Annotated in this window: 7 protein-coding genes; 4 read left to right on the top strand and 3 right to left on the bottom strand. The window is 71.3% G+C overall.

The features are described from left to right. Window positions 1-35 precede the first annotated feature (35 nt). Entirely contained in the window at window positions 36-1,361 is a 1,326-nt protein-coding gene (locus GF068_RS03870; RefSeq protein WP_206079389.1) for an MFS transporter, read from the top strand. On the opposite strand, the gene GF068_RS03865 is transcribed toward GF068_RS03870, so the two are convergent. Beyond that, a complete protein-coding gene (locus tag GF068_RS03865; RefSeq protein ID WP_153817900.1) occupies window positions 1,358-2,815 on the bottom strand; it encodes a metallophosphoesterase family protein in 1,458 nt (485 codons plus the stop codon). The genes GF068_RS03870 and GF068_RS03865 overlap by 4 nt on opposite strands. Before the next feature lie 182 nt (window positions 2,816-2,997). Between GF068_RS03865 and GF068_RS03860 the strand changes: the two genes are divergently transcribed. Continuing rightward, window positions 2,998-3,789 (top strand): hypothetical protein, encoded by a 792-nt coding sequence (locus GF068_RS03860; protein WP_153817899.1) that lies wholly within the window; start codon window positions 2,998-3,000, stop codon window positions 3,787-3,789. Window positions 3,790-4,105: 316 nt separating this feature from the next. Here GF068_RS03860 and GF068_RS03855 read toward each other — a convergent pair whose 3' ends face one another. After that, window positions 4,106-5,365, bottom strand: a complete 1,260-nt coding sequence (locus tag GF068_RS03855; RefSeq protein ID WP_153817898.1) for a patatin-like phospholipase family protein — start codon at window positions 5,363-5,365, stop codon at window positions 4,106-4,108. Then, on the bottom strand, window positions 5,362-9,771 hold the full coding sequence (locus GF068_RS03850) for a serine/threonine-protein kinase (RefSeq protein WP_153817897.1): 4,410 nt from the start codon (window positions 9,769-9,771) through the stop codon (window positions 5,362-5,364). The genes GF068_RS03855 and GF068_RS03850 overlap by 4 nt, the downstream gene beginning before the upstream one ends. A gap of 87 nt (window positions 9,772-9,858) precedes the next feature. Here GF068_RS03850 and GF068_RS03845 point away from each other — a divergent pair, with 87 nt between their 5' ends. Together GF068_RS03845 and ftsH are read left to right on the top strand one after the other, a co-directional pair. After that, window positions 9,859-11,028: a hypothetical protein gene (locus GF068_RS03845; RefSeq protein WP_153817896.1), complete on the top strand. Its 1,170-nt coding sequence runs from the start codon at window positions 9,859-9,861 to the stop codon at window positions 11,026-11,028. Window positions 11,029-11,234: 206 nt separating this feature from the next. After that, entirely contained in the window at window positions 11,235-13,043 is a 1,809-nt protein-coding gene (gene ftsH, locus GF068_RS03840) for an ATP-dependent zinc metalloprotease FtsH (RefSeq protein WP_153817895.1), read from the top strand. The last annotated feature ends 329 nt before the right edge of the window (window positions 13,044-13,372 follow it).

Below are 13,372 nucleotides of genomic sequence, written 5' to 3'. Positions count from 1 at the left end.
CCGCCGTGGTTTTCTGGTGTAGGGGACTCTGCAACGTGTCACGCGTCGAACGAGCGACGGCCCGCGCGGTGGCCTCGAAAGAGCCTTCCCTCGAAGAGGTCTATGCGCCTCCGAAGAACGCGGCGCCGGACGAACCACGTGGCGAGGCGAGCGAGGACAAGCCCGCGGTGAGCCCGGTCCGCGAGGCGCCGTGGGTCGCCACGACGTACTTCGGCGAGGGGCTGCCTTATTCGATCGTCCATCAGGTGAGCGCGGAGCTCTTCACGCACTTCGGCGCGAGCCTCGCGGCGGTCGGGTACACGTCGCTCTACGGCCTCGCGTGGAACACGAAGTTCCTCTGGAGCCCGTTCGTCGACATGTACGGCAAGCGGCGGGGCTGGGTCGTCGCGACGCAGATCGCGCTCGGGCTCGTGGTGCTCGCGCTCGCGGCGCCGGCCGATCGCGGGGACCTCGGCGTGGTGGCGTGGGGGCTCATCGCCGTGTCGATCTTCGCCGCGACGCAGGACATCGCGGTGGACGGCTTCTACCTCGACGCGCTGCCGAAGGAGCGGCAAGCGGCGTACTCGGGGCTACGCGTGGCGGCGTTCCGGGGCGCGATGCTGGTCGGCAAGGGCGGGCTCGTCATGCTCGCGGGCCTCGCGGGCGGCTGGCGCTGGGCGTTCCTCACGGCGGCCGCGATGATGCTCCTGCTCGGCGTCGGGCACGCGCTCTTCTTGCCGCGGCCGGGGCAACCTCCACGCGCTGGCTCCTCGTACGGCCAGGCGTTCGCCACGTACCTGCGCCAGCCGAAGGTCGGGCTCGTGCTCGCGTTCATCCTCACGTTCCGCGCGGGCGACGCGCTCATGTTCGCGATGTCCGCGCCGTTCCTGAAGGACCTCGGCCTCGACCTCACGCAGCGCGGGTTCTTGAGCACGTGGGGGACGGCGGTGTCGATCGCGGGCTCGGTGCTGGGCGGCGTCGTGGTCTCGCGGCTCGGGCTCGAGCGGACGCTCCTGCCGATCACGATCCTCCAGAGCGCGGCGATCCCGCTCTACGCGTGGCTCGCGTGGGCGCGGCCGGGGTTCTGGGTGATCTTCGGCGTGGTGCTCGTGGAGCAGTTCGTGGCCTACACGGGATCGGCCGCGTTCATGATCTTCCTCATGCGGCGCTGCGGGGCGGCGTACCGGGCGTCGCACTTCGCGATCGGCAGCGCGCTCATGTCCCTGATCACGACGGGCGCGGGCACGGTGAGCGGCCTCGTCGCCCAGCGCGTCGGGTTCATGACGTTCTTCCTGCTCGCGTTCGCGGCCTCGATCCCGGGCGTGATCCTGTCGATGTTCGTCCCGACGAGCCGCATCGACGACGAGCGGGCGCAGGCCTAGACCGCGCGCGCGTCGTCGCCGGCGGAGGTCTCGCTGCGCGGCACGGCCTCGCTGTGCGGCGGCGCTTCGATCCGCGGCTCGCGCACGACGCGTGGCTCGATCACGCCGCGCTTCCAGGCGTAGAGGCCGCCCGAGAGCTCGCCCTGCTCGTCGCTCGTGAGCCAGACGAAGGGGTGCTCGCCGAAGCACGGGGCGCCGTCGGGGCCGGAGGTGGCCGCGGACCAGGAGCCGCTGTTGCCGATGAAGACGTCGTCCGCCTCCCACGCGCCCTCGGGGTTGTGCGTGTGGCCGAAGACGACGGCGCGCGCGCCGTGGATCTTGGCGACGTTGCGCATCACGCGGCCGACGCGGAGCCACGTCTCGGCGAGCGGAGGCTTGGGGACGACGCGATCGTAGAGGCCGAAGACGAGCAGCGGCACGAGCGCGCCGGCGAGGCCGAGGGGCAGGCGCACGGACGCGAGGATCGCGGCGCCGATCGCCGCGCCGACGAGGACCACGAGCACGTGATCGACCCAGAGCTCGCGCACGACGCGCACGAAGCGCGACTCGGCGGGCGGCTCGAAGAGGCGGGCGTGGCGCGCGACGGCGGCGACGCGCTCGCCCGTCTCGCGGGCGCAGGCGAGCACGTTGCCGCGGTAACGCGCGCGGCAGAAGGGCCTTCGCTGGCGCCAGAGGCGGCCGAGGATCCGCGCGGTCCCGAGCGCCCAGATCATCGCGAGCCAGCGGCGCGAGAGGAGGTAGTAACGCGCCCAGTGCAGGAGATAGCCGAGCTTCGACAGCATGACGGAGCTGTCGTCGTGCGGGTTGAAGTAGCCGAGGCGCGAGACGAGCAGCCGCGTCCCCATCGATCCCATCGTGGCCACGATCTCGCGCCCGTCGTCGTCGTAGGGCGCCATCGGGTAGCGGTAGCTGCAGTAGGGATCGTAGAGGTGGCCGTGCTCGATCAGGATCCGATCGGGCGTGACGTGTATCCAGGCGCGGAAGTGGATCCGCGCCGCGATGGACGCGCGCCCGCTCGTGCTCGGCTCGCCTCTCTGCACGGCGAGCGCGGCGTCGCAGAGGCGGGCCGCGAGGTGCGCGCGGACCTCGGGCAGCGTGAGCAGGACGTCGTGGTTGCCCGACACGACCACGATCTCGTGCCCCTCGTCGAGCACGCGCCCGAGCGCCTCGACGACGATCGGGTGATCGTCGAGGATCGCCGCGATCGCGGGCACGCCGTGCTCGGCGTCGCGTGGCAGATCGTGACAGACGCTGCGGCCGTCGATCACGCGTGGCGCGTCGAAGTCGAAGACGTCCCCGTTCAAAACGAGCGTCATCCGCTGACCTCGGACCGCCTCGAGGACCGCGCCGAGCATGCTCGCGATCTCGCCGTCCGGCAGGAAAGCTCGCTGCCGATGACGCATCCACGGACCGGTCCCCGGCTCCACTTCGCAGAGGTGGATGTCGGAAATCACGAGCGTGTGATGCATTACGTTAATGGTGACACGGCGGCGAGGTGCACGCCTGCCGGGGGATCTCCTAATGCCTCGAAATCATTGAGAACGGACGGGGAACGTCGGCGGCGGGTGGAGAAGATGGCAAGGGCTTGCGGAGGGGTGGCGCGGACGCCCAGGTTCTACCGAAGGGGAGGGGCGTGATGCGGGCAACCGAGGCGTTGGGGCGGGCGATCGGCGGCATTTTGGCTCCGCTCACGGGGGAGGGCAGCCTCCTCCGGCGTGCGCGGGTCTTTCATCCGGACGGCGTCCTGTTCCGGGCGGACGTGAGGCCGCTCGTGCGCGAGGGCGCCGTGGGTGAGCTCGCGCAGAGGCTCGCGGGGCCCGCGCTCGTCCGGCTGTCGAGCGCGTGGTGGCGTCACGAAAAGGAGCTGCCGGACGCGCTGGGGATCGCGGTGCGGTTCTGCGGGCGCGCGCCGACGGCGACGAGCGTGGAGGCGTCCGCGCGGGATCAAGACCTGCTTTTCGCGACGTTCCAGCACATCTTGTCGCTCCCGCTCGCGCCGCTGACCACGAACGTGCGCGACTTCCTGGCGAACGCGTACCACGCGATCCTGCCGTTTTACGTGCTCGGGCTCGGGCGCGTGAAGTTCAGGCTCGTGCCGACGCGGCAGAAGGATTCACACGGCAGCCGGCGCGCGCGGCTGGAGCGAGCCGTCGCCGCGGGCAACGCCGTGTTCACGCTCGAGGTGATGCAGGCGGGGGGCCTCGCGGCGCGGCTCCGCGCGCCGGAGGGGATCGTGCGCGTGTCGCGCTGGCAAGCCGTTGCGGTGATCGATCTGGAGGAGCGATCGCTCGTGGATCAGGAGTCGCTGTCGTTCACGCCGTTCCACGCAGGTCGCGGGATCATGCCGATCGGGCCGTTCCAGATGCTCCGCGCGGCGACGTACGCGGCGAGCCGAACAGGCCGGAGGGTCGCGGCGATCGAGGGCTAGCGCCGGGACGGCCCGGGGAGCGACGGTGCCCTCGTCGCGAGCGACGGTGCCCTCGTCGCGAGCGACGGTGCCCTCGGCGCGAGCGACGGTGCCCTTGTCGCGAGCGACGGTGCCCATGGCGCGAGCGACGGTGCCCATGGCGCGAGCGACGGTGCCCTTGTCGCGAGCGACGGTGCCCATGACGCGAGCGACGGTGCCCATGGCGCGAGCGACGGTGCCCATGGCGCGAGCGATGGTGCCCTCGTCGCGAGCGATGGTGCCCTCGTCGCGAGCGACGGTGCCCTTGTCGCGAGCGACGGTGCCCTTGCGGCGCGCGTCACTCGACCGGAGGCGGGATCGTCCAGGTGGTGTTCTCGGCGTGGCGAGGCGCGTCGTCCTCGTCCGCGCTGCCGAAGAAGTCCGCGATGTCGTGCCTGCGCGCCTCGGCGTCGGCGCGGCCGAGATCGATGAGCCTGCGCGCGAAGGCGCCGTCGAAGAGCAGGTAACTCGCGAGGTCCGCTTCGGTCGCCTCGCCGACGTCGACGAGCGTGAGCATGCGCCGCGCGAAGGCCGGTCCGCCGTGGATGTTGCCGCGACGCACGTACTCGGCCGCGAGACGGCCGATGTCCTCGCTCGGGCGCACGACGAGCGAGTGGATGCGGTTGTACGGCATGCTGCCGCGACGATCGGCGCTGGCGTTCACCTTCGGCAGGAAGTCCGGACCGTAGGTGTTCTCCGCGTCCTCGATGATGTGGTTCAAGCGCGTCATCACCTCGAGGTCCGTCTGGATGTGATCGAGGAGGAACGCGTTCAGGATCTTGCCGAGCAAGAAGGCCGCGCCCGGCGGCTTCTCGTCCTCGGGCGTGGGGCTCGGGCCGAGCTCGCGCGAGAGGCCGATCGCGAAGACGTGTGTCGCGCCGAGCCGGAGCGCCGGCGCGATCGGCGTGTTCTGCCGGACGCCGCCATCCATGAAGAGCTCGCGGCCGATACGCACCGGCGGGAACAAGATGGGGATCGCCGCCGAGGCGAGCGCGTGCAGCGGGCCGATGTGAGCGCCGCGGATGAGCGTGCGCGGCGGCGCGGTCGTGGGCAACGCGCCGTCGGGGCCGGTCTGCATGAAGATGACCGTGCGGCCCGAACCGACCTCGGTGGCCGAGACGCTGAGCGCTCCGAGGTGGCCGCGGCGGAGCGTGCGCGCGATGGCGCGCCACGGGATCTCGCGCTCGACGAGCTTGGCCATCGGCGTGACGTCGAAGACGCCGGCCGCCGCCTTGCCGCCGCCGAAGAGGACACGCGGCAAGCTCACGGCCTGGCGGAGGCCGAAGCCGAGCACGTCCGGCAGATCGAGCTCGGTCCAGAGGTTCGCGAGGCGGCGAATGCCGGTCGTCGCGTCGCCGAGGTGCGCCGCGAGGAAACACGCGTTGATCGCGCCGACCGAGGTGCCGCAGAGGATGTCGATGCGCGGCACCGCGCCGCGTACGCGCGCGAAGTTGTCGAGCACGTACGACATGACGCCGACCTCGTACGCGCCGCGCGCGCCGCCGCCCGACAGGATCAACGCGACCTTTCGCCTGCGCTTCGTGGACTTCGAACTCATGCCATTCCGCCGCGACTGAGCGGATCGGAGCGCGAAGATACGTCCGATCCTTCTGCCTCGGACAGAATGCGCTCGACGACCGGTCTTCGCAAGAAGAGCGCGCGGAGACGAGCATCTCGGATGTACCCGGCGACCTTGCGTACGTGCGCCGCGGCGCGGAGCAACGCGTCACGAGCGCCGCTCGAGCTGCCTTTGCGCAAGGCTTCGATGCAGAGCGCGCGGACCTCGATGCCGTACTCGGAGAAGCTCGTGGCCTCGATCGCGCCGAGCGCCGTGCGAGCGAGCAGGACGCCGGTGTGGTGCTCGCCGGCGTCGACGCGCGCGGCGGCCTCGATGGCGGTCGCGTGAATGTGGTAGCTCAAAAGACCTTGCGGCTCGGCGAGCTTGCGCGCGGCCTGCGCGTGGACGACGGCCTCGTGCGGGCGGCCCTCGGCGCGGGCGAGCAGGGCGCGGACGATCCGCTCGTGCACGGTGTCGTACGCGCTTCCCGTGACGGCCACGAGCGCGCCGGCGTCACCACACATCACCCCGGCCTCGGCGACGATGTCGAGCTCGAGGAGGATCTCCGCGGAGCAGAGGAGCGTGTCGGCGCGCGAGTCCTGATCGGCGTAACGCTCGTGCGCCTCGCGCGCGCGCTTGAGGTAGCTCAGGCCTCGCTCGGTGTCGCCGAGGCGCGCGTAGGCCTGCCCCACGTTGCTCAGGGTCTTGGCGATCTGGAAGCGGCCGCCGATCGCGAGGTCGATGCCGATGGAGGAGAGGCCGAGCGCGATCGCGTCCTCGAAGCGCTCCATGACGAACATGGCGTAGGCGAGGGCGTTCTTGGCGCGCGCCTCGCTGCGCCGCGCGCCGACGGCGCGGAAGACCGCGATGGCCTCGGCGTGGGCCATCGCCGCCTCCTCGACGCGGCCGATGCGGCGCAGGAGGACGCCCTTCGAGCGGAGGACCTCGGCGCGCAGGCGCGGCGGTAGTTTCCCCGCTTGCGTGACCTCGAGCGCGCGCTCGCAAGCGTCGATGGCGCCCTGCACGTCGCCGAGATCGCCGAGGACCTCGGCGAGGATCGTGTACGCCTCGACCTCGAGCGCGGGCTGACGCGCGATGCGCGCGATCTCGGTGGCGCGCTGCGCGACGGGTAAGCCTCGCGCGAGGTGGCCGTCGTCGCAGTCGAGGCGCGCGGTGCGGACGAGGGCGAGCGCGACCGAGCGCGCCTTGCCGCTCTGGCGCGCGAGCTTGCGTAACGCCTCGAGGTGCTTGCGTCGCTCGCTGCGGCGGCCGAGGTGCCGGTAGATCGCCTCGAGCGCTGCGTGCGCCGTCATGCGACGCGGATCCTCGGGCGGGAGCAGCGAGAGCGCGCGGAGGTAGTAACGGAGCGCGAGCTGCTCCTGGTGTGTCGCGCGCGCGGCCGCGGCGGCCTCGAGGTACATCTCCGCGGCGGGCACGGCCGCCTCGCCGCGCGCGAGGTGGCGCGCGACGATCGCGGCGGAGAGGCCGCGGGCGAGGGGCGTACGCGAGAGGTGCTCGCCGAGCGAGAGGTGCATCCGCGAGCGCTTCGCCGCGTCGAGCGCGAGGTAGGCGACGTCGCGCGCGAGCGGGTGGCGGACATCGACCGAGCCCGCGCGCCTGTCGCAGAGCCCGCGCGCGCAGAGGCGGGTGATCGCCTCGTCGTCGGGCAGGCGCGCGAGCGCGAGGATGTCGGTCTCCGTCAGCGGTCCTCCCGCGACGGCGAGCCAGTCGACCACGTCGTGCTCGGCGAGCGGCAGCTCGCGCAGGCGATCGCCGATGAGCTGCTCGAGCGTGGAGGGCAGGGCCTCGCGGTGCTCGCCGGGCCGCTCGTGCCGCACGAGCTCGTGCCTGCCCTCGCTGCGCTCGACGATCTCCAGCGTGCCGCGCTCGAGCAGGGCGTCGACCATCTCGAGCAAGAAAAACGGGTTGCCCGCGACGCGCGAAACGAGCTCGCTGCAGACGGCCGCGACGCCCTCGCGCACGCCGAGCCGCGCCTCGACGAGGCGCACCTGCTCCTCCGGCTCGAGCCCGCGGAGTTCGATGCGCACGAGGCCCTCGACGAACGACAGCACGCGCTCGTCGGCGCGCGTCACGAGCACGACGAGGATCGGGAGCGGCTCGGGCCTGCGCAAGAGCTCCTTCAAGAGCTCGAGGCTCGCGCGGTCCGCCCACTGCAAGCCGTCGACGACGACGACGATCGGCTGCTGCCGCCCGAGCCCGGCGAGCAGGTGGCGCATGCCCTGGACGACGAGGTCGTGGCGGTAGTTGCTCGCGTCCTCTTCCTGGTGATCGCCGTGCTTGCCCGTCACGAGCTCGGCGAGCCGCAGGATCTCGCGCGTGGCGCTCGCCATGCGCGCGAAGGGGCCGAAGACGTCGCGCAGCGCGCCTTGCGCCTCTTCGAGCGAGTTGTCGAGGCCCATGCCCGTCACGTCGCGCACGACGTCGGCGACGGTGGCGAGGGGCAGCTCCATCTTCACGGGCGAGCACTCGACCTGCACCACACGCGCGCCGCCCGGCAGCTCCGAGAGGAACGTCGAGACGAGCGCGGTCTTGCCGATGCCCATCTCCCCGACGACCACGCGCGCGACGAGCTCGCCGAACGTCCGGCGCGAGAGCGGCGCCATGTCGAACGCCTGCGTCCTCGGGCCGCTCGGGGACTCCTGCGCTCCGAACGCCTCCGACGAAGGGGGCGAGCCCGGCACGCCGCCGAGCGGCGGCGAGACCGCGCGGTGATACGCGGCGTAGAGGTCTGCCTTCTCGGCGTCGCGCCCGACGAGATCACTCTGGCCGAGCGCGAGCTCCGCCATGCGCTCCTCGCGCGTGAGCAGGCGCTCGAGCGCGTAGAGGCGCATCTGCGCGGGGACGCGGTGACCGCCCGTATCGCCGAGCGTCAGGCTCGGCGCTTCACCCCAGCGGAAATCGCGCCGCACGAGGCGGTAGACGCCGCCCGCGACCCACGTCTTGCCGAAGGGCGTCGCGGCGCCCACGCGATCGGCGAGCAGATCCGCGGGCTCCTGCAGCGAGTGGTTCTCGAGGTGCCCCTTCGGATCCCGCTCGCCCGACGCGATGCCGCGGACGATGCCGATCGAGGCGCGCAGCGGCGTCGGCAGATCCTCGCTCGCGCCGGCGAGGGCCTCGTGGACGTCGATCGCCAGCGTCGCGGCGTCGGCGGCCGCGCGGGAAGGGTTCGCCATGAGGCCAACGACGGCCCGCGCGGACCACTCCGTTGGCCCCCACGACCACTTGGCGCCGCGCTTGAACGCGATGTCGTTCAGCGTGTCCCGGATACCCTTGCCGTGCGTGGACCCGAGCTCCGCGGCGCCGTCGATGCGCAGCGTGACCACGGCGACGTGCCGCACCTCGCGCGCCAGGCGCGTGGGGTGCTCGCCGTTCGTGCCTTCGGACGGCGTCCGCGCGAGCGGCACGGCGGCGAGCGTCGCGGCCTCGGGCGCCTCGCGTGGGTTCGCGAGCGGCAGCTCGAGCTCGCGGCCGAAGAGCTCGAGCAGCATCGCCTCGATCGACGCGGAGTCGACGAGCTCTTGCTTGGCGAGCAGCGTGCGCATGATCGCGGCGCTCATGTCGCGCGCGGTCTGGTAGCGCAGCTCGCGCGGGCCGCGCATCGCCCGCGTGACGATCAGCTCGAGCTCGGGCGGCACGTCGGCCACGTGCGCGGACGGAGGCAAAAACGCGCCCGTCTTCACGGCCTCGAGCAGCGCGTCGTCGTCGAGCTTCCCGTACGGCGACCGCAGCGCGAGCATCTCGTACAGCACGACGCCGAGCGCGTAGATGTCGCCGCGCCGATCGACCCGCTCGCCGCGCGCCTGCTCGGGCGACATGTACCCGAACTTGCCCTTCAGCACGCCTTGCTCCTCGCGGAAGAGGTTCGCGCTGGCGATGCCGAAGTCGGCGATCTTCACCGCGCCTTCGTACGAGATCAGGATGTTCTGCGGCGAGATGTCGCGGTGGACGATGCAGAGCGGCACGCCGCCCTCGTCCTTGCGCTCGTGCGCGTAGTGCAGGCCCTTGGCCGCCTCGGAGACGATGTACGCCGCGACGTACGGCGGGATGCGCGCGCCGATGCGCCGCGCCGTCGACATGATCTTGCCGAGGTCGAAGCCCTCGACGTACTCCATCGACAGGAGCAACCCGTCGTCGCCGTGGTCGCTGAACTCGTAGACCTGGACGATGTTCGGGTGGTTGAGGCGCGTCGCGAGGTGGGCCTCCTCGACGAACATCGAGCGGAACCTCCGCGACGAGCCGTGCGCGGGCAACACGCGCTTGACGACGAGCAGCTTGTACGTGCCCTCCGCGCCGCGCTTCTTCGCGAGGAAGACCTCGGCCATGCCGCCCGCGCCGAGGCGGCGCAGGATCTCGAAGTCGGCGAGCTGGTCGGGGTGCATGGCCATCGCGCGCGGGGAAGGAGGCGGGGAGAGGAGGAAGACGGACGCCTCGGCCGCATGGTAGCGTCGCGACCCACTCCCGTGACATCGAGCATGCTACGCCCCACGCCCTGTTCCTGCAGCCGCAGTGTTCGCACGAAGCTCGCCTTCGGCCTCTCGGCCCTCGCGCTCGTCGCCGTCCCCACGCTCGCCTTCGCTCAGGCGCCGCCCGGAAAGGGGACCGACATGGAGCTCGATCCGGACGCCGCGCCCGCCGAGCCCCCGCCGCTCCCGCCCGCGCAAGAGGGTGATTGGGGCGTCGGCGGCGCCGAAGAAGAAGGGAAGTTCGCGCCCTCCGGCAAGACGGGCGCGAAGAAGCGAGAAGAGGCAGAAAAAGCCGAAGAGGCGAAGGCCGAGGACTACCGCGTGCTGCCGCCGCGCGAGTTCGGCGTCGACACGGTGATCGGCTTCGGCGAGATCCGCGATGTCCTCAGCGACACGAACCCCACCGACGTCACCGTCGCGTCGTTCGTCCCCTACTTCTTCTGGCGCTTGAACGACACGTGGGCGATCGGCGCGCGCGTGCCCTTCGCGACGGGCACCATCGACGGTCCGATCGAGGACCCCGTCGACTCGTTCGCGCTCGGCAACATCGAGGCGAGCGTGCACGCGCGCTTCAAGCTGAAGCGACGCATGACGCTCCCCGTGAGCTTCGCGCTCGCCGTGCCCACCGCGAGCGGCGACATGTTCCCCGAGCAAAACGACGCAGGCGCGAGGCCGCAGGCCGTCCTGAACCAGGCCGTCGCCGGCGCGCGTGGCTGGGAGGAGCAAGCGCCCTACACGCCGAACCGACTCGGCGCGGTGCCGAGCGTCGGCTTCGCCTACGACACGCGCCTCCTGCACTTCGCGGCGAGCACCAAGTTCGAGCTCATGATCAAGACGGGCGGCGGCACGCCCGAGAGCGCGAACGTCGGCACGATCCACGCGCCCGCATACAACTGGGTCACGAGCGCGTCGTTCTCCTACGACTTCCTCGACGGCATGGTCTCGCCGGGCCTGCGCGCATGGCTCGCCGTCTCGCAGCAGGCGGTCACCAAGGGCACGAGCGACTACTCGGGCGCGCAGTTCGTGATCGAGCCCGGCGCAAACAGCACGATCCCCCTCGGCAAGTCGCTCGCCTTGCGCGCGGGCCTCGGTTTCCTCATCCCCCTCGGCGGCCCGCTCGGCGGCTCGAACAGCGCGACCATCAACGGATTCCGCGTTCGCGCCGGCCTCGCATTCTGAGTTCCTGAAGAGCCCGGAAAGAGCCCTGCACCAGGCCGCCCGCCGAGCCTGTAAGTGCTGGAAACCAGAACATAAAACGTGATCGTCCGTGCTGGCGGACAACCTCCTCGCCGCTATCGTGCTTCGCCCCGGCCGCAAACCGCGGAGCGCTGCGACCACATCGGTCGACTGCGCGCCGGGTGTGCCGGGTGACGAGGTGCAGCACGATGGGATGGCTCTCGAAATTCGAAAAGCGGCTTGGGCGGGTGGTCGGTCCGGTGGTCGTCCTGATCATCGCGGTAGCGATCGGCGCCCTCGTCTACTCGCTGCGAGGACCACGCGAGGGGACGATCTCGTACACCGAGCTCACGCAGATCACGGGATCACAGGCGATCTCCGAGGTGCGGGTGGAAGGTGAGCGCTTCTCGATTCGAGGGGTCGACGGATCGCTCCGCGTGGGCATCGTCGGCGACGAGAAGGCGCGCCACGCGCTCGTCGACAAGTTCGCAGCAGCAGGCATCGCCGTCGAGTACGGCGCGCGCGAGGGCTCGACGGGCGCGCGCGCGGCGACGGCCATCGCGCCGATCGCGGTGATGCTCGCGCTCGGCGCCGTCGGCATCGGCATGCACCGCAAGAAGAGCCGCGCGCACTTCTCCGAGGGCCAGTCCGCGAGCGTCGGCAAGGTCCGCTTCTCGGACGTCGCAGGCATGGACGAGGTGAAGGAGGCGCTCGCCGAGACGGTGGAGTTCCTCAAGAACCCCGATCGCTTCGGTCGCCTCGGCGGTCGCGCGCCACGCGGCGTGCTGCTCACGGGTGAGCCGGGCACAGGCAAGACGCTGCTCGCGCGCGCCGTCGCGACCGAAGCAGGCGTGCCCTTCCTCTCCGCCTCGGGCTCGAGCTTCCAGGAGATGTTCGTCGGCGTCGGCGCCTCCCGCGTACGCAACCTCTTCGCCGAGGCGCGCCGCGTCTCACCCTGCATCGTGTTCATCGACGAGATCGACGCCGTGGGCCGCTCCCGCGGTCGTGGAGGCGACTCGGCCTCCGCCGATCACGACCAGACCCTGAACCAGCTCCTCGTCGAGATGGACGGCTTCGATCACACGACGGGCATCGTCGTGATGGCCTCGACGAACCGCGTCGACGTGCTCGATCCAGCGCTGCTCCGCCCCGGCCGCTTCGATCGCCAGATCGTGGTGCCACTGCCGGACCTGCGCGGCCGCCGAGAGATCCTCGAGGTGCACGCGCGCCCCATCGCGCTGAAGGAGGACATCGACCTCGCGCACGTGGCGAAGGTGACCCCCGGCTTCTCCGGCGCAGAGCTCGCGAACCTGCTCAACGAGGCCGCAATCCTCGCGGCGCGCAGCGGCGCAGACAAGGTGGACCTCGAGCACATCGACAAGGCGCGTGACCGCGTGCTCATGGGCGAGGAGCGAAAGAGCCTCGTGATGGACGCAGAGGAGCGCCGCGCGACCGCAATCCACGAAGCCGGGCACGTGACAGTCGCCCTCGCCGCGAAGCACGCAGACCCCGTACACAAGGTGTCAATCCTCCCCCGCGGCCGCGCCCTCGGCGTGACCCAAGCACTGCCCGAGCGAGACCGGCTGCTCTACACGAAGGAGTACCTCGAAGATCAGATCTGCATGCTCATGGGCGGCCGCGCAGCCGAGATGGTCGTGCTCGGCACGATGACCGCAGGCGCCGCCGACGACATCCAGCGCGCCGCATCACTCGCACGAAAGATGGTCGCCGAGCTCGGCATGAGCGAGCTAGGCCCCATCAACGTGACGGATCACCCGGGCCACGTGACACACAGCGAGCACCTGCACGCCCGCGTCGACGAGACGGCACGCAAGCTCGTCGAGTACCAACTCGAGCGCGCCTGTCGCATCGTCCGCGAGACGCGCGCCGGCGTCCTGCTCCTCGCCGAGCGTCTACTCGAAGAGGACACGCTGGTCGGCGAGGCCATCGTCGCGTGTTTCGAGAAGTGCACCGAGGAGGTCGAGGTCGCGCCCGTGGAGTTCGTCGCGCAGGCGTGAGGGGAGAGGGGGGGGGCGCCCCCCCCCCCCCCGGGGGGGGCGCCCCCCCCCCACCCCCCCCCCCGCCCCCCCCCGGCCCCCGGGGACAGCGCGCAAGCGCGCTGTCGAGGGAGAAAACGTCGACTCGGGAAGGTGAGTCGGCGATCGCGACGCGGAAGACGGCGAGTGGGGGAGCCCAGTCGCCGTTTTCGCTGGCTCAGACGGGTGTTCGGATGGCCGAGTGCCCGTTTCCGCTGGCTGGAACGGGTACGGGGGCGTCCGAGGTGGCGATCAGGACCACGAAAAGCCCAGCTCAGGCGTCCGAGATGTCGATTTTCGCAACAAGATCG

It is taken from the genome of Polyangium spumosum, from assembly GCF_009649845.1.
In the GTDB taxonomy this organism is placed as follows: Bacteria; Myxococcota_A; Polyangia; order Polyangiales; family Polyangiaceae; genus Polyangium; species Polyangium spumosum.
This window is presented reverse-complemented; position numbering and strand designations above follow the sequence as displayed.